Source organism: Micrococcus sp. 2A (assembly GCF_039519235.1).
Classification (GTDB): Bacteria; Actinomycetota; Actinomycetes; order Actinomycetales; family Micrococcaceae; genus Micrococcus.
Window position 1 is genome coordinate 1,650,704 of sequence record NZ_CP154351.1, and the last position, 17,209, is coordinate 1,667,912.

Annotated in this window: 12 protein-coding genes and 1 tRNA gene; 6 read left to right on the forward strand and 7 right to left on the reverse strand. The window is 74.4% G+C overall.

Translation table 11 applies throughout. From position 1 onward, the window contains the following. Positions 1-16: 16 nt before the first annotated feature. Entirely contained in the window at positions 17-715 is a 699-nt protein-coding gene (locus tag AAG742_RS07545) for a TrkA family potassium uptake protein (RefSeq protein ID WP_248117205.1), read from the reverse strand. Further along, positions 708-2,057 carry a potassium transporter TrkG gene (locus AAG742_RS07550; RefSeq protein WP_248117207.1) on the reverse strand — a complete coding sequence of 450 codons (1,350 nt, stop codon included), beginning with the start codon at positions 2,055-2,057 and terminating at the stop codon, positions 708-710. Before AAG742_RS07550 ends, AAG742_RS07545 begins: the two co-directional genes overlap by 8 nt. Positions 2,058-2,146: 89 nt before the next feature. Here AAG742_RS07550 and AAG742_RS07555 point away from each other — a divergent pair, with 89 nt between their 5' ends. The 3 genes from AAG742_RS07555 to AAG742_RS07565 all read left to right on the forward strand — a co-directional run bounded on the left by AAG742_RS07555 (position 2,147) and on the right by AAG742_RS07565 (position 5,142). Continuing rightward, positions 2,147-3,085, forward strand: coding sequence for a DnaJ domain-containing protein (locus AAG742_RS07555; protein ID WP_248117209.1), 939 nt, complete (start codon positions 2,147-2,149; stop codon positions 3,083-3,085). Between the two features lie 109 nt (positions 3,086-3,194). Further along, entirely contained in the window at positions 3,195-3,674 is a 480-nt protein-coding gene (locus tag AAG742_RS07560) for a tRNA (cytidine(34)-2'-O)-methyltransferase (RefSeq protein ID WP_248117269.1), read from the forward strand. A 7-nt stretch (positions 3,675-3,681) separates the two neighbouring features. Further along, positions 3,682-5,142: an anti-sigma factor gene (locus tag AAG742_RS07565; protein ID WP_248117211.1), complete on the forward strand. Its 1,461-nt coding sequence runs from the start codon at positions 3,682-3,684 to the stop codon at positions 5,140-5,142. 58 nt (positions 5,143-5,200) lie between these two features. Here the strand turns inward: AAG742_RS07565 and AAG742_RS07570 are convergent, their stop codons facing one another. Beyond that, positions 5,201-6,001, reverse strand: coding sequence for a PIG-L deacetylase family protein (locus tag AAG742_RS07570; RefSeq protein ID WP_248117213.1), 801 nt, complete (start codon positions 5,999-6,001; stop codon positions 5,201-5,203). After that, entirely contained in the window at positions 5,998-7,419 is a 1,422-nt protein-coding gene (locus tag AAG742_RS07575; RefSeq protein ID WP_298713786.1) for a trypsin-like peptidase domain-containing protein, read from the reverse strand. The genes AAG742_RS07570 and AAG742_RS07575 overlap by 4 nt, the downstream gene beginning before the upstream one ends. A gap of 237 nt (positions 7,420-7,656) precedes the next feature. Here AAG742_RS07575 and AAG742_RS07580 point away from each other — a divergent pair, with 237 nt between their 5' ends. The 3 genes from AAG742_RS07580 (at position 7,657) to AAG742_RS07590 (ending at position 12,362) form a co-directional block, all read left to right on the forward strand. Then, positions 7,657-9,840 (forward strand): TPM domain-containing protein, encoded by a 2,184-nt coding sequence (locus tag AAG742_RS07580; protein WP_282442708.1) that lies wholly within the window; start codon positions 7,657-7,659, stop codon positions 9,838-9,840. Between the two features lie 146 nt (positions 9,841-9,986). Further along, positions 9,987-10,790: a PspA/IM30 family protein gene (locus AAG742_RS07585; protein WP_343281969.1), complete on the forward strand. Its 804-nt coding sequence runs from the start codon at positions 9,987-9,989 to the stop codon at positions 10,788-10,790. Between the two features lie 192 nt (positions 10,791-10,982). Continuing rightward, a complete protein-coding gene (locus tag AAG742_RS07590; protein ID WP_343281970.1) occupies positions 10,983-12,362 on the forward strand; it encodes a sodium:glutamate symporter in 1,380 nt (459 codons plus the stop codon). A gap of 139 nt (positions 12,363-12,501) precedes the next feature. Here the strand turns inward: AAG742_RS07590 and AAG742_RS07595 are convergent. The 3 genes from AAG742_RS07595 to AAG742_RS07605 form a co-directional block, all read right to left on the reverse strand. Beyond that, positions 12,502-12,575 (reverse strand) — tRNA-Met (locus tag AAG742_RS07595). Between the two features lie 110 nt (positions 12,576-12,685). Further along, positions 12,686-15,835: a UPF0182 family protein gene (locus AAG742_RS07600; RefSeq protein WP_343281971.1), complete on the reverse strand. Its 3,150-nt coding sequence runs from the start codon at positions 15,833-15,835 to the stop codon at positions 12,686-12,688. Positions 15,836-15,964: 129 nt separating this feature from the next. Beyond that, positions 15,965-17,044 (reverse strand): S16 family serine protease, encoded by a 1,080-nt coding sequence (locus AAG742_RS07605; protein WP_298713789.1) that lies wholly within the window; start codon positions 17,042-17,044, stop codon positions 15,965-15,967. Positions 17,045-17,209 lie beyond the last annotated feature (165 nt).

Here is a 17,209-nt window from a genome sequence, read left to right on the forward strand (position 1 = left end):
ACGCCGCCGCCGCCCCTCAGCGCAGCGCCGCGAAGGCCTCCACGGCGCGCGTGGGGCCGGCCACGAGCAGCGTGTCCTCGGGCACGAGCACGTGATGGCCGGGCGGGTACGCCCATCCGTCGCCGCTGCGCAGGGCGACGACGCGCACCCCGGTCTCCCCCGCCAACCCGGCCGAGCGCAGGTCCTGCCCGAGGTGGCGCTGAGGCGCGGACGTGCGCACGATCGCGAAGCCGGGCTCGACCTCCACGAAGTCGTCGAGGGCGTTGAGCACGAGGTGGGCCACGCGGCGGCCCATGTCCCGCTCGGGGTGGACCACGTGGGCCACGCCCAGCTGCTGGAGGATCGCGCCGTGCCGGGGGTCGTTGGCCTTGGCCCACAGATGCGTGACGCCGAAGCGCAGCATCAGCGAGGTCGTCAGCACGGACCCCGCGAGGTCTCCGCCGATCGCCACCACCACGTGGTCGGCCTCGTGCACGGACAGCTCGCGCATGGCCTCCTCGTCTGCGGTGTCGGCGCGCACCACGTAGGTGAGCCGGCCATGGAGGGACTGGACGACGGCCGGGTCGTGGTCGACGCCCAGCACGTCACGGCCGGAGGCCATGAGCTCGAGGGCGACGGAGGCACCGAAGCGGCCGAGGCCGAGCACCACCACGGTGGAGCCCAGGGCGCCGGTGGACGGCTTGGCCGAGAACAGGGAGCGGAGCGGATCAGCCAATCAGGGGCCTCTCTTTCGGGAGTTCGTAGTGGCGCGTGCGGGTCTTGAGGGCCAGGGCGCCGGCCACGGTGGCCGGGCCGATGCGCCCCACGAACATGAGCACCATGAGCACCAGCTGCGCCAGCGGCGGAAGCTGGGCGGTGATGCCGGTGGACAGCCCCACGGTGGCGAACGCGGAGACGCATTCGAAGAGCACTTGGTCGGTGGTGAAGGACGTCATGCCCATGAGCAGCACCGTCCCCGTGATCACCGCGGCGGCCGAGAGCATGATGACCGTGATCGCCTCGCGATGCGTCGAGCGGGACAGGCGGCGGCCCATCACGTTCACGGCCGCGTCGCCGCGCAGCTCGGTGACGACGACGGCGCCCAGCACCACGGCCGTCGTGATCTTCACGCCGCTCGCCGTGCCGGCCGGGCCGGCGCCGATGAACATCAGCAGGTCCGTGGCCATGAGGGTGACGGGGTGCATCTGCCCGTAGTCGAGGGAGTTGAAGCCGGCGGTGCGGGTGGTGACCGACTGGAAGAACGCGGCGAGGACGCGGGAGGCCGGGTCCAGGGCACCCAGCGTGCGCGGGTTGTTCCACTCCATCACGAGGTACATCGCGGTGCCCGCGGCCAGCAGCGCCACGGTGCCGACCACCACGATGCGCGCCGTGAGCGGCCAGCGGCTTGGCCTGCGGAAGTGCCGGACGAACGTGACGTACACGGGCAGGCCCAGGCCGCCGGCGATGATCGCGGCGGCGATCGGCAGGCACACGAACGGATCGGCCACGAAGTCCATGAGGTTCGCCGAGTGCAGGGCGAAGCCGGCGTTGTTGAACGCGGAGACGGCGTGGAAGAGCCCGTGCCACGCCGCGGTGGGCAGCGGCAGGCCGTGGCCGAGCCAGAACCGCAGGGTCAGGCACGCCGCCACGCTCAGCTCCACCGCCGCGGAGACCGTCACGAGAAGGCGCAGCACGCCGGGCAGGTCCCCGATCCCGGAGGTGCGCGAGGAGGCGGCCGCGTCCAGCCGCTGGGTCAGCCCGAGGCGACGCATCACCAGCAGGCCCATCAGGGAGGCGAACGTCATCACGCCGAGGCCTCCGAGCTTGATCAGGCATAGGATGACGACCTGGCCGAACCCCGTCCAGAACGTCTCGGTGTCCACCACGCCGAGGCCCGTCACCGTGGTGGCGCTCGTGGCGGTGAAGGCCGCCTCGAGGAGCGTGGGCGCGCGGCCGGCATAGGACGCGGGCAGCCGCAGGGCGGCGGTGCCGAGCGCGATCACGACGAGGAAGGACAGGACGACCGCCTGCACGGGACGCAGCCGCGGACGGCCGGGCATGCGTGGCGCTGAGGGCATGGGCACGAGCCGGGAGTCTACACCCGCGTGGGGCGCCACGCGGAGCACTCCCGCGATTCCCGGCGCGAGGCGTGCGACACAATGGTGCGATGGCGCACGACGACGGGGACCACCGCACCGCGTATGAGGTCCTGGGCGTGCCCCGGGCCGCCACGGAGGAGGCGGTCCGCCGCGCCTACCGCCGCGCGGCCCGGCAGACCCATCCCGACGTCGGCGGGGACCCCGCGGCCTTCCGCGCGCTCACGAGGGCATGGGAGACCCTGGGGGACCCCGAGGCCCGCCGGCGGTATGACCTGTCCCTCCCGACGGACCCCGCGCGGGGCGCCGCCGGGCCGGGGGCGGGAGCACCGTCCGCGCGCGCGGCCGAACGGCCCGGCGCGACGCCCGTCCGCTACGACCCGCCGCCGGGCGAGGCGTCCGCGGACCTGGCCGTGCTGGACCTGGCCCGATCGAGCCAGCGCGTGCACGGCGCGCCCCGGCCCCGGGGCCTCCTGCCGGACGAGCACCGCGTGCTGCGTCAGGCCCGGACCCTGGACCTGCTGATGCGCCACGTCCTCGACGCGCTGCCGGCCGCGCGCATCCTGACGGGCCTGCGCCTGGCCGGCCGCTGGGGCCGGCCCCTGGACGTGGACCACGCGGTGCTCTGCGGGCACCGCCTGGCGCTGATCGGATCGGTCCAGGTGCCGGACGGCGTCTACACGTGGGACGGCACGGACCTGCGGGCCGGGACCCGCCCCGTCGCGCCGCCGCTGCTGGGGCCGGCCATGATGGCGTGGCAGCACGCCCTGCCGCACGTCACCGTGGGCGGCTTCGTGCTCGTCATGACGGACCGGGACGCCATGCACACGCCCGTGATCCGGCACGCCCGCGGCGCGGACGACCCCGCCGCGCAGGAGGACCTCCTCACCGAGCCGCCGGCCGCGGGCAAGACGTTCCTGCGGGACCTGCTGCTCTTCCTCGGCTCGGGCGAGCACCGCGACCTCGTGGACCGCCGGGTCCTCGGCGCGCTCGTCGCCCGGCTGCACTGACCGGGCCCGGCACTACCATGGGCGGGTGCCCGATCTCCCCGCGTCCGCGCCCCTCAACCCCCATGCCGCAGCGGAGCGGGGCCCCGCCCCCGGCACGCCCGGGTTCCGGATCCTCCTGCACTCCCCGGAGATCCCCGGCAACACGGGCAACGCGATCCGGCTCGCCGCCATCACGGGTGCGGAGCTCCACCTCGTGGAGCCGCTCGGCTTCGGCTTCGAGGACGCCCACCTGCGCAGGGCGGGCCTGGACTACCACGACCTCGCCGTCGTGACCGTGCACCCGGACCTCGAGGCGGCGTTCGCCGCGCTGGGCCCCGCGCGGGTCTTCGCGTTCACGGCCCGGGGCGGCGTGCGCCACGACGAGGTGGCCTACGAGGCGGGGGACGTGCTGATGTTCGGGCGCGAGTCCACCGGACTCGACGCGGAGGTGCTGGCCCACCCGCGCGTCACCGCCACGGTCCGCCTGCCGATGCAGCCGTCCCGGCGCTCCCTGAACCTGGCCAACGCCGTCTCGGTCGCCGTGTTCGAGGCGTGGCGGCAGCACGGCTTCGCGGGCTCCGCGGCCCCGGACGGCGATTCCCTACACTGAGGTCACCATGGACACGACTGACGCGCACGAGACCCCCGCCCCCGCGCTCGAGGAGCAGGGCGGGCGCTCGCCCTCCGACCCGCTCACGGTGGACGCCCTGCTGCGTCAGAGCGCCCGGGGGGACCGCGCGTCCTTCTCCGCGTTCTACGACGCGACCGTGCCGTGGGTGCACGGGATGGCGGCGGCCATGTTCCGCTCCCCGCGGGACGCGGCCGAGGCGACGCTGCAGACCTACCTCGCCGCGTGGGAGGCGGCCCCCGAGGCCGAGCTGGACCTGAGCGAGAAGGACGACGCCGCCCACCGCGAGCGCCTCGTGTTCGCGTGGCTGGAGGTGCTGGCCCACCGTGTGATGACCGGACTGCTGCGCGAGGAGGCGGAGCCCGGTCGGGGCCGCCTCCCCGACGGCGCCGGGCCGGCCGCCTCCGACCGGCACGCACCTCCGGAGGACCTCAGCGGGCGGGTCGATCCCGCCGCCTTCGAGGCCGTCCGCGGTGCGTGGCTCGGCGGCCTGACCGACGCCCAGCTCGCCGAGCGACTGGGCCTTCCGCGCGACACGGCCCGCACCCTGGTGCGCACCGGCGTCCGCCAGCTCACAGCCGCGCACCGCACGCTGACCCGCGGACTCGACCAGCCCGCCGACGCGGACGCGGCCCGCACGACCGACGTCCCCCTCGGCGCCACCACCGCCGAGGACCTCCAAGCCGGCCGCGGCGCCCAACTGGCGGACCTGGCCGCCCTCCATGCCCTGAGCCCCGAGGACCACGCCGCGGCCGTCGACGCCGTGCGCCGCCGCGGCGGCGGTGACCTGGCGGTGTGGCGATCACGCGTGGACGGCGCCCGCCGCGCCGTGACATGGGCCTTCCGCGGCGTCGTGGCGGAGCCGCCCTCGGCCCTGCTGGACGACCTGCTCCACCGCCTGCCCGCTCCGGCCGCGGAGGACGCGGCCGGCAGACCCGTCCGTCCGCCCCGGGACCGGCGGCGACCGCTGAAGATCGCGCTGCTGGCCCTCCTGACGCTGCTCGTGGTGGCCGCGGGCGCGTGGGTGGCCTGGGACCAGTTCTCCCGTCCCGGGATCGTGCACCGTGTGGAGTCGGCCCAGGACCTCTACACCACGTCCACGTATCCGGGGCGCCAGGGCGGGACGCTCCAGGCGTTCCTCTCCACGGATCAGAACAGCGGGTTCGTCACCGTCAACGGCATGCCCCGGCTTCCCGAGGGCAGGGCCTACCAGGTGTGGCTCTACCCGAAGGACGGCTCGGCCCCCTCCTCGCTCGGGCAGTACGGCTCCGGCGACTTCGGGGACCCGCTGGCGTTCCGCGGTCTGGACCGGTTCGCCGCGCTCTCCCTCACCGAGGAGGCGGACGACTCTCCCGCCGTCCCCACCTCGAAGCCCCTCGTCAGCATCAGCCTGGACCCCGGCTCGCACACCGGGCCCCAGTACGGCGGACGCCCCTCCGGCCACGGCTGAGACGCACCGACCCGCATCGATCGCGGCCCCCGCTCCTCTCGGGCGGGGGCCGCGGCCGTCAGAAGCCGGCGATCGTGCCGGGGCCGTTGACGGTGACGAGGTGGAAGGCCTCGGCCGAGCCCGCGGGGCCGGCCGGGCCCGCGGCGGCACGGTGGTTCTCCGCCAGCATCCCCCGCACGTGCCGGCGCATCCCCTCCAGGTCCGGGTGCTGGGAGAGGTGCGCGTCGAGGGCGCGCAGCTTCACGTCCTCCAGCCCCGTGACGTCCACGGCGAGGTTCCTCCGCTCGGCGGGCGCCGTGTAGAGCATCAGGTGGCGGATGCGGAACGCCTCGAGGCCGGCCTCGGCCAGCTCCGGGTAGGCGTACGGGTTCTCCACCGCGGGGTACGCCGCGCGGACCACCGCCTCCCCGCACGCGAGATGGTCGGGATGGGCGGCCTGCATGCGCTCCCAGTCCCGCTCGGGGTGCGGGGAGAGGACGACGTCGGGGCGCACCTCGCGCATGAGGCGCACGAGCGCCCTGCGGACCCGGTGGTCCGGCTCGAGGTGGCCGTCCCGCTCCCCCAGGAACCGCACGTCCTCCACGCCGATCGCGGCGGCGGCCGCGCGCTGCTCGGCATGCCGGCGGGCCGTCATGGCCTCGGGCCCCGCGGAGTCGAAGCCGCCGGCGTCGCCGTCGGTCACCACGCACAGGACCACGCGCAGCCCGGCCGCGCAGAAGCCCGCCAGGGTCGCCGCGGCGCCGAAGTCGAGGTCGTCCGGGTGGGCGCCCACGGCGAGGACGGTGCGCCAGCCGCGCTGCCGGGCGAGCGCCGCGGGGGTGACCAGGGCGGTCGCGGCCGCGTTCGTCGCGGGCGTCACGCGGCGCCCCCGTCCGCGAAGGTGACGTCCGCGGTCCTCTCCTCGCCGCCACGGCGGTAGTGCACGGTGGCGGTGTCGCCCACGCGCTGCTCACGGACCACGGCGGTGAGGGACTGCGCGTCGGAGACGGCGCGCTCCCCCACGGCGGTGATGACGTCGCCGGACTCCAGCCCCGCCTTCGCGGCCGCGGAGTCGGCGACGACGTCGCGCACCCGCGCGCCGGCGCTGAACACGGCCGCCGAGTCCTCCGATCCGCCCTTGGCCTGCGCGGGCTCGGGGGTGACGCTCACGCCGAGCATGCCGTGGGTGGCCTCGCCGTCCTCGATCAGGTCCTGCGCGATCCGGTGCGCGTAGTCCACCGGGATGGCGAAGCCCACGCCGATGTTGCCGGCCTCCCCGGAGCCACCGGCGCCGCCCGCGGAGGCGATCGCCACGTTCACCCCCACGAGGCGGCCCTGGCCGTCCACGAGGGCGCCGCCGGAGTTGCCCGGGTTGATGGCCGCGTCGGTCTGCACCACGTTGATGTACACCTCGCCGTTCTGGGCCTGCTGCGCGGAGTTCGGCAGCTCGAACTGGAAGCGCTCCGAGCCGGGTGCGCCGGCGGCGGCGTCCTGCTTCGGGGCCTCCGAGGAGGCGACCGCGATCGTGCGGTCCAGCGTGGAGATGATGCCGTCCGTCACCGTGTTCGGCAGGCCCAGGGGCGCGCCGATCGCGATCGCGTCGTCGCCCACCTTCAGGTCCTTCGAGGAGCCGAGCTCGATGGGGGTGAGCCCCTCGGCGTCGATCTTCAGCACCGCGAGGTCGGAGAGCGGGTCCGTCCCCACCACCGTGGCGGCGTACACCGTGCCGTCCGAGGTGCGGACCGTGAGGGACGGGTCGGCCGCCTGCCCGCCCAGGGTCACCACGTGGGTGTTGGTCAGGATGTGGCCCTCGGCGTCGAGGATCGAGCCGGAGCCGGACCCGGAGCCCTGGGGCGAGGTCGCGGAGATCGTCACGACGGAGGGCAGCGCCTTCCCGGCGGCCTGCCCCACCGCGGTGGCCCCCGTGGGCGGGACGGAGTCGACGGGCGTCGCGCCGGCCTGGGCCTGCTCTCCCTGCCCCGCACCGCCCTGGCCCTCCTGGGCGGTGCCGGCGACGGCGGCCGGGGCGTCGTCCGCGAGGCGGCTCACGCCGGCGCCCACGCCGCCGCCCACGAGCCCGGCGGCCAGCACGGCCGCGGCGAACGCACCCATGCCCACGCGGCGCGCCGGACGCACGGCCGCCGCGCCGGAGCGCGTGCCGGCTTCAGGCTCATGATGGGGGGTGGCGCCCTGGTGGAGGGTCGCGTCCTGGAGGGGGGCGGTCTGCGGCCCCCGCGTGGTCTCGTCCACGGCGTCCTGCCTCTGCTGCTCGTTGCCTGGAGGCCCGGTGCGGGCCACGCTCTGCGAGCGGACCCGGGCCCTCCGCGCGTCGGTCCTGCCCCGGCGGCGCCCCCATCGTTCCCCCTCCGCCTGGACGTGTCCTGGACGTCCCCTCCACATGCGGGACGAAGCAGGGCGGGGCGGACGGGACCCCTGGTTCCCCCGCCGGGCGGCCCCTACACTCGAGCGCAGGTTCCCCCGGGCGCCGCCCTCCTGGCGGCGTCCGCTCCGCACGCCCACCGAAGGAGCGCCTGCATGGCCATCCCCGCCCCCACCACGCACGTCGGCCGGCTCAGCCGCGCCGTGACCGCGGGAGGCGTGGGCCTCGGCCTCGCCGCGCTGGCGGCCCCCGCCGCCCACGCCGTGGTGGCCGTGCCGCCGGGCGTGCAGGTGGTGGACGAGGCGGGCGTCCTCTCCTCCTCCGAGGAGCAGCGCCTCACGCAGGACATCCAGCAGATGCGCCGCGAGACCGGTCAGAACCTCTACGTGGTGTACGTGGACCAGTTCGGCGCCGGGGGCTCCCAGGGAGTGGTGGAGGACGTCAATGCGTCCCGCCCCCTGGGCTCGAATGACCAGGTGCTGGCGATCGCGGTGGAGGAGGGCCTCTACGGCTTCGACGCCGGCAGCGCCCTCAACCGGATGCAGGGGGACATCACCTCGGCGTACATCGGTCCCGCCCTGCCGACGTCGGACCCGGCCGACTGGCTCGCCCCGGCCGAGGCCGCGATCGCGGGCGTGGACGACGCCGCCGACGGCGCGCTCGACGGCCGGGGGGCCAGCGGCGCGCAGCTCGATCCGGGCGGCCCGCTCCCCGCGGGCGCCGGGGCCGGCGGCGCCGCCCGGCAGGACTCCGGGCAGCAGGACGCCGCCCCCTCCGACGGCGCGGGCGGCCCGCTGACCGGCCTGCTCGGCGCCGGCGCGGTGGCCGCCGCGGTGGCCGGCGGCGTCGCGGTGGCCCGGGGCCGCAAGCGCAAGGACGGGGGCGAGGCCCGCGGCCGCGAGGTCGCGGCCGGTCCCGCTGCCCCGCGCGACCCCCTGGACGCGCTCCCGGTGGAGGAGCTGCGCACGAAGGCCGGCTCCAAGCTGGTGGCCGCGGACGACGCGATCCGCTCCTCCGAGCAGGAGCTCGGGTTCGCGATGGCCTCCTACGGGGAGAAGTCCGTGGGGACGTTCCGCGAGGACCTGGACAAGGCGAAGGAGCACATGCGCGCCTCCTTCCAGCTCCAGCACCAGCTCGACGACGAGATCCCGGACACCGAGGCCGACCAGCGCTCGTGGCTCAAGGAGATCATCGCGCGCTGCGACGAGGTCGGCGCGGCGCTGGCCGCCCACGAGAAGGAGTTCAACTCCCTGCGGGACCTCGAGAACCGCGTGCCCGAGGCGCTCGAGGGCATCGCCGCCAAGGTCCCGGCGGCCGAGGAGCGCGTCCGGCGGGCGGAGTCCGCGCTCGTCGCCCTGCACGGCTCATACGCCGAGTCCGCCCTCGCCGAGGTCAAGGACAACGCCGCCCAGGCACGCCAGCGCATCGAGTTCGTCCGCACCGCGGAGGCGAAGGCGAAGGAGGCCTGGAACTCCGGGGATCGCTCCACCGCCGCCCTGGCCGTGCGCGCCGCAGAGGAGTCCCTCGCCCAGGTGGACACGCTCACCGCGGCCGTCGACGGTGCGGACCAGTCCCTGCGGACGATGCTGCAGAACGTGCACACCGGCATCGCCCAGTCCGAACAGGACGTGGCCGAGGCCGAGGCCGTGGTCCGCTCCGGCGCCCATTCCGACCTCGCCGGTCCCGTGGCCGGCATGAAGCAGACCCTCACCACGGTCCGCTCCTCCCTCGCCTCCGGACGACCTGACCCGCTGGACCTCCTGCGCCGTCTCGAGGCCGCGCACCGACAGCTCGACGTGCCGCTCTCCAGCGTGCGCGACGGCCGCGAGCAGGCCCGCCAGGCCGCGCAGATGCTCCAGGCGGCGATCGTCCAGGCCCAGGCGCAGATCGACGGGACGGCCTCCTTCATCGGCGCTCGCCGCGGCGCCGTGGGATCCGAGGCGCGCACCCGGCTCGCGGAGGCGGACCGCGCCCTCCAGACCGCCATGCAGCTGGGCGGCTCCGACCCCGTGACGGCCCTGCAGCACGCGCAGCGCGCCTCCCAGCTGGCCGACCGCGCGAGCGAGCTCGCGCAGGAGGACGTGAGCGGCTTCGGCTACGGCGGCGGCATGGGCACCATGGGCTACGGCCCCGGCATGGGCTACCAGCGCAGCGGCGTCGGCGGCGGCTTCGCGGGCGGACTCGGCGGCGCGCTGCTCGGCGGCATCCTCATGAACTCGATGCTCGGCGGCGGCCACCACGACTCGTGGGGCGGCGGCGGCTTCGGCGGATTCGACGGCGGCGGGCTCGGCGGCGGCGACTTCGGCGGCTTCGGCGACATCAGCGGCGGAGGCTTCTGATCGCCCACGACTCCGGCGTCGACGCGCCGGCCCCGGCCCGGTCCTGACCGGCACGGGACCCGTCCGCCCTCGGGCCGGCCGGGACGCACGAACCACCGCGGGCCGCCGGCCCGCGGGAAGTGGAACACCGACGAAAGGCAGACATCATGGTCAAGCAGTCCATCCTCGGTCGCATCAGCACCCTGGCCAAGGCCAACATCAACGCCATGCTCGACAAGGCGGAGGATCCCCAGAAGATGCTGGACCAGATGGTCCGGGACTACACGAACAACATCGCGGAGGCCGAGGCCGCCGTCGCCCAGACCATCGGCAACCTGCGCATGATCGAGGACGACTACCGCGAGGACCAGGACGCGTCCCGCAGCTGGGGCCAGAAGGCCCTCGCCGCCTCGCAGAAGGCCGACGACTTCCGCAGCAGCGGCGACACCGCCTCCGCGGACAAGTTCGACAACCTCGCCAAGGTCGCCATCGAGCGCCAGATGGACGCCGAGCGCCAGATGAAGTCGGCCGAGCCGACCATCACCTCCCAGCGCGACATCGTGGAGCGCCTCAAGACCGGCCTCGACCAGATGAAGGTCAAGCGCCAGCAGCTGGTCTCCAAGCGGGACGAGCTCACGGCCCGCGCGAAGTCCGCCCACGCCCAGTCCGCCGTGGCCGACGCCGTGAAGTCCATCGACCTGCTGGACCCCACCTCCGAGGTCAACCGCTTCGAGGAGAAGGTCCGCCGTGAGGAGGCCCGCGTGCGCGGCCAGCAGGAGCTCGCCTCCTCCTCCCTGGACGCCCAGTTCGAGTCCCTCGAGGACCTCGGCGAGCAGACCGAGGTCGAGGCGCGCCTCGCTGCCCTCAAGGCCGGCCAGTCGCCCGCCCAGATCGAGTCCTCCGCCGCCGAGGGCCAGAACCTCCAGCTGGACTACGCCGAGGACGAGACGGCCACCCAGGCCCAGGCCTGATCGCCTGCGGGACGACGCTGGCCGCGCCGCGGCCGCGTCCGCCCCTCGACGACGGCGACGTCGAGCACCCCTCCCGGGTGCCCGGCGTCGCCGTTTTCGCGTCTGCGGGGGCGGATTGCTAGGGTCCCCCAGTCCCCCGCATCCCTCGGGGGATCCTCGTTCCTCCCTCGCACCCGACAGGGGTACCTCCACATGCAAGACCAGTTCACGGCGTGGTCCGTCCTGGTGGACGCGGGCCTGATCGGCGCGCTGCTCGCCGTCGGCACGCTCGGCCGCGCCCTCATCAAGCCCCTCCAGACCCTGATGATCCCCGCCTCGGTGATCGCCGGCATCCTGGGGCTGGCCCTGGGCCCGAACGGCGCCGGATGGCTGCCCTTCAGCTCGCAGCTGGGCACCTACGGGTCGATCCTCATCGTCATCGTCTTCGTCTGCATCGCGCTGACGGACGACTTCGACGTGCGCAAGATCGGCCGTCCCGTGGGTTCGTTCGCGGCCTACGGCGTGCTGATCTACGCGTCCCAGGTGGCCCTCGGCGCGCTCGTGGCGCTCGTGGTGCTCAAGCCGCTGTTCGGCACCCCGGACTCCTTCGCCGCCCTGCTGTTCGCCGGCTGGGCCGGCGGCTTCGGCTCGGCCGCGGCCGTGGGCCAGGCATACGCCGCGAACGGGGACGCGACCGTGACGTCCCTGGCGTACACCTCCGCCACCGTCGGCATGATCGTGGGCGTGGTGGGCGGCATCATCCAGGCGAAGATCGGCGCCCAGCGCGGGCACGCCCAGGAGTTCGCCGGCCTGACGTCCATCCCGGACGAGCTGCGCACCGGCGTGCTCAACCAGGTGGAGGAGCGCCCCGTGATCGGCCGCCACACCTTCTCCGCCGCCTCCGTGGAGTCCCTCGCATTCCAGGTCGGCATCGTCGCCATGATCGCCGCCGCCGCCCACGGCGTCGTCACGTGGATCACCGCTGTGTGGCCGCAGGTCGTGGGCGAGGGCGGGCCCCAGCTGATCATCCCGGCGTTCGCGATCGCGTTCATCATGGGCCTGGTCGCGCGCGTGCTGTTCCAGGCCACGCGGACCGCGAAGTTCCTGGACTCCGCCTCGCTCAACTCGGTCTCGGGCACCGCCACGGACATCCTCATCGTGTGCGGCATCGCCTCGATCGCCCCCACCGTGGTGGTCGAGTACTGGCAGCCCCTGCTCGTGCTCTTCGTCGTGGGCCTGGCCCTCGCGCTGGCGCTCGGCACCTTCGTGGCCCCGCGCGTCATGACCGACTCGTGGTTCGAGAAGCAGCTGTTCACGTGGGGCTGGGCCACCGGCGCGGTCGCCACCGGCGTGGCCATGCTGCGCATCGTGGACCCCAAGCTGAAGTCCGGGACCATGGAGCAGTTCGGCGTGGCCTACATTCCCGTGGTGCCCGTCGAGATCGCCGCCGTCTCCTTCGTGCCGCTGCTGCTGATCGCGGGCCTGGCCTGGTCGGTGGTGGGCATCTGGGGCGCGATCGCCGTCGCCGCGATCCTCGTCTCCATCTGGCTGCGGCGCACGGATCCGGCGCGCCGGGCGGCCGTGAAGGCCTGAGCCTCCCGCACTCCGACGGCGGCGTCGAGCGGTCCCCCACCACGAGCGGTGGAGGTCCGCCCGACGCCGCCGTCGTCTCAGCCGGGGTCCTCCCGGACACGCACGAAGGCCCCCAGCAGATGCTGGGGGCCTTCTCTCGTTGCGGGGGCAGGATTTGAACCTGCGACCTCCGGGTTATGAGCCCGGCGAGCTACCGAACTGCTCCACCCCGCGGCGACTCGTATGACTATACACACCCGGAGCAGTGCGTTCAAATCGAGGACAGCCGCCCGTCACCTGACGGCCACGCCCCCGCCATCCGAGACGGCGGGGGCGTGGTCGGATCAGCCCGCGGGCTGGGGCTCGGGGGCCTCCTCCGCCCCGTCCGCGGGCGGGGTCCCGCGCAGGGCGTCGTCGGCCGCCGTCGCCCGCTTCAACGCCTCGTCGAGGCGCTTCTGCTGCTCGCCGTAGGCGGCCCAGTCGCCCGCCGCCATGGCCTCCTGGCCGCGCGCGATGGCGTCCTGCGCCTCCGCGAGCGCGGCGCTCAGCTCCTGGTCCGCGGGCTTCGGCTCCCCGGGCTCACCCTGGCCGGGCTCGCCCTCGCCGTCGCCCTGGTTCTCCTCCGGGGTCACGGCCCCGGAGTCGCCGCCGAAGACCTGGTCCAGGGCCTCCTGGAGGGTGTCGGCGAAGCCCACCTTGTCCCCGAAGGAGACCAGCACCTTGCGCAGGGTGGGGTAGGACGTGGCGCCCGAGGAGCGCACGTACACGGGCTGCACGTAGAGGATGCCGCCCGCCACCGGGAGCGTGATCATGTTGCCGTTGAGCACCTCGGAGGCGCCCTGGCGCAGCAGGTTCAGCTCCTGGGAGACGCCGGCGTTGGAGTCGAAGTTGGCCTGCGCCTGGCCCGGCCCGGGGACCGTGGTTTGGCGCGGCAGCTCCAGCAGACGGAGCGTGCCGTAGCCCTCGGCCCGCTCACCGTCCCTGCCCGTGCCGGCGTCGCCGCTGGCCGAGAGGAACCCGTAGAGGACGTTGCGCTGCTGCGAGCCTTCGGTGATCTGCGGGATGTAGGTGGTGGTCAGCGAGTACGCGGGCTCGTCCTGGCCGGGCACCTGCAGGGTCATGTAGTACGGGGGCTGCTTGACGTTCGGGTCGTCCTGCGTGGGGTCGGCGGGCACGGACCAGGCGTCGTTGTTCTCGTAGAAGTCGTCCGCGTCGGTCACGTGGTAGCGGCCCAGCAGCTCGCGCTGCACCTTGAACATGTCCTCCGGGTAGCGCACGTGGTCCAGGAGGGCGGCGCTCATCTCCGAGTAGGGCTTGAGCGAGGACGGGTACACGCCCTGCCACGCCTTCAGCAGCGGGTCCTCCTCGTCCCAGGCGTAGAGCTCCACGGAGCCGTCGTAGGCGTCCACGGTGGCCTTCACGGAGTTGCGGATGTAGTTCACCTGGCCGGTCAGCAGCGCCCGCTGGTCGCGGTTCAGCGCGTCCTGTGTGGCGTCGCCGAGGCGCTGCGACGTGGAGTAGGGGAACTGGTCGGACGTCGTGTAGGCGTCCACGATCCACTTCACGCGCCCGTTCACGATCGCCGGGTAGGCGTTGGTGTCCACCGTCAGGTACGGGGCCACCTTGCGGACCCGCTCCTCCGGATGGCGGTCGTAGAGGATCTGCGAGGCGCTGTTCACATCCGAGGAGAGCAGGAGCTCGGGCGAGCCGAACTTCACGGCGTAGGCGAGCTTGTTGAAGAGCCCGCCCACGGCCGGGCCGCCGTCGCCGGCGAAGGTGTAGGCCGTGTCCTCCCCGGAGTCCGCCGTCTGGGGGCGGTCGCGCTCGACGGCGGGGGCACCCTCCGGCGCGCCCACCACGGAGTACTCGGGCGAGTTGAGCCCGAAGTAGATGCGCGGCTCGTACTGGGAGTCGTCGGTGAGCGGGCCCCGCGAGGGGATCTCGGAGAGCAGGAACGAGGGACGGCCGCCGGCCGCCACCTCGGAGGCGTCAGCCATGACCATGCCGTAGCCGTGCGTGTAGATGGCGTGGCGGTTCACCCAGGACTGGGAGTCCTCCACGTTCACGTCGCGCGCGGCGAGGATGGTGTCCCGGGACTCGCCGTCCACCTCGTAGCGGTCCACGTGCAGCGTGCCGGGGAACGAGTAGTAGGGGCGGAACTGCTGGAGCTGCCCGAAGGTCTGCGAGATGAGGTTCGGGTCCATGAGGCGCACGTTGGCCGTGTTGGCCTCCTCGCCGGCGAGGGCTCCCTCCTGCGCCTCGACGCTGCCCTCGTAGGTGGTGACCTGCACGTCGTCGAGGCCGTAGGCCTCACGGGTCATCCGGATGTTGCGATCGATGTACTCGGCCTCGAGCGTGCGCTCGGAGGGTTGCACCTGATACTGCTGCACCAGGTACGGGTAGGCCGTGCCCACCACGAGGGCGGTGATGACCAGCACGGCGGTGCCCACCAGCGGCAGGCGCCACTGTCCGGAGAACACGGTCCACACGAACAGCGCGGCCACGATCAGGGCGGTGACCGCGAGGATCGCGGAGGTGGGGATCACGGCGTTGACGTCCGTGTACATGGCGCCCGCCCACGAGCCGGTCTGCGACTGCGTGGCGCGGTACCGGTTGAGCCAGAACGTGACGGCCTGGAGGAGCAGGAACAGCGCCAGCGTCACCGCGATGTGGACCCGCGCGGAGGGCGTGACGGACAGTCCCCCGGAGTCCTCCACCCGCACGGAGCCGTACAGGTAGTGGATGATCAGGCCGGCGATCCCCGCCACGAGCACCACGGAGACGAGGTACCCGACCACGAGGGTGAGGAACGGGAGCGTGGCCAGGAAGAACATGAGGTCCAGGCCGAACTCGGGGTCCGTCTGGCCGTAGGGCACCTGGTGGAGGAACAGCTGGACGGTCGTCCAGCCGTTCATGGCCGCCGAGCCCGCGAAGAGGCCCAGGATGACCGGCACCGCGAGGAACACGAGGCGGCGCATGGGCTCGAGCTGGCGCTGGGCCTGGCTGAGCGAGTCACGCGCGTCGGCGGGGGCGTCCTGCCGGCGATGGCGCCACGCGAGCCGCATCGCCAGCCACACGGCGGAGCCCATCAGGAGCGCGCCGATCAGGAACAGGGCCGCCTTGGTGAGGACCTCGGTCCAGAAGACGTCCTCGTAGCCCACCTGGGAGAACCAGAGCACGTCCGTGTACACGTTGGTGAACAGCACGAACAGGCCCACCAGGATCGCCACGGAGACGATCGTGAGCACGAGCGCACTGGGGCGGCCGGGGGTCGCCGGCCGGGGCCGGCCGGCCGCCGAGCTGCCGTTGCCGTCGCCGGGCCCGCTGGGACCGCCGCTGCCGGGGCTCGCGGGCCCGCCGTCGCCCGGGCCCATGGGGGCGCCGCCGAAGGGGCCGAAGCCGCCGAAGGGGCCGGAGCCCCCCGCGCCGGCGGATCCGCCGCCGTCACGGGGCGGGCCGCCGAAGGGCCCGCCGCTTCCCTGTCCGAAGCTCACTGTCTCTCCTCTCCCCGCCGGGGGCGGGGTCTGCGGTCGGCGCCGTGCCGGGCGGCACGGGCGTCTGGGGTCCGGGGTCGTCCGCCGCGGCCACGGAGGGGACGCGCGGGATGTCGAAGGGCGGGGGGATCACCCACAGGTGGGCACCCCGTCGAGGGTCTCGCCGCGGCCCACGGCCTCGACCACGCCACGTGCGGTCGTGAGGGTGTCCACGGCGTAGACGGCGATGCCCTCGGGCACTCGGCCGTCGAGGTCCGCGCAGTTGGCGGCCGGGGCCAGGAACACGGCCGCTCCGGCGTCGGCGGCGCCGCGCACCTTCTGGGCGATGCCGCCGATGGGACCGACCTGGCCTTCCTCGGTGATGGTGCCGGTGCCCGCGATGTGCGCGCCGCCCGTCATCGCGCCGGGCGTGAGGCGCTCCAGGACGGCGAGGGCGAACATGGTGCCCGCGGAGGGACCGCCGATGTCCTCGAGGCTGATCTCCACGTCCACCGGGAAGTCGTACACGGTCTCGAGGAACACGCCGATCTGCCACGCCTGGCCCGCGCCCTCCGGCGCGGCGCGCACGGGGACCTCCACGTCCGTCTCGACGCCGTCCCGGAGCACACGCAGGGCGACCGGCCCGGGGCCGGCGGCGTCGACCGCCGAGCGCAGGGCGGCGACGTCGTCCACGGGCGTCCCGCCCGCCGCGAGCACCTCGTCGCCGGCACGCAGCACGTCGCGGGCCGGGCTGTCCGGGGCGAACTCCCGCACGGCGAGCCCGCGGCCGTAGTCGCGGCCGAGCTCGTGCAGGGCGGCCGCCGTCGCCAGGTCCTGGGAGGCGGTCATGGCCCCCGCGTTGGACTCGCTCACCTGGTCCGCGGACACGCCCGTGGGGTAGACCAGCTCGCGCGGCGTGGTGTCGCGTCTCGGGTCCACGAGCGCGCTCGCAAGCTCGAGGACGGAGGTGGAGCCCGTCGGCGGGCCGGAGACCATCACGGTGGTCATGTCCAGGGCGCCCTCCCCCGGGTCTGCCCGGGAGGCGCCGTCGACGGTGAGGACGGGGTGGCCGTCGGCCTCCCCCAGCACGTCGATGGCCGGGCCGGGCCCCTCCAGCAGGTACGGCGCGGGCAGCGCGAGGGCGGTGGCCGCCGAGGCGGCGGCGATCCATGCGGAGACCGACGGGCGCGCGGCGCCGCGGCGGCTCCTTGCGCGGGGCACTGCGGGCACGCGACACCGACTTTCCTGCCGTGGTCCTGGATCAGGGGCCGTCGCCGCAGGCGCGGACGCGCTGGCGGGGGGACGGTCGCACCAGTCTACGGGGCCGCCGCGGCCGGGGCCGGGCCGGAGCGCCGTCGTGCGCCCTGCGCGAACCGCGGCGCCGCGCCGTCCATC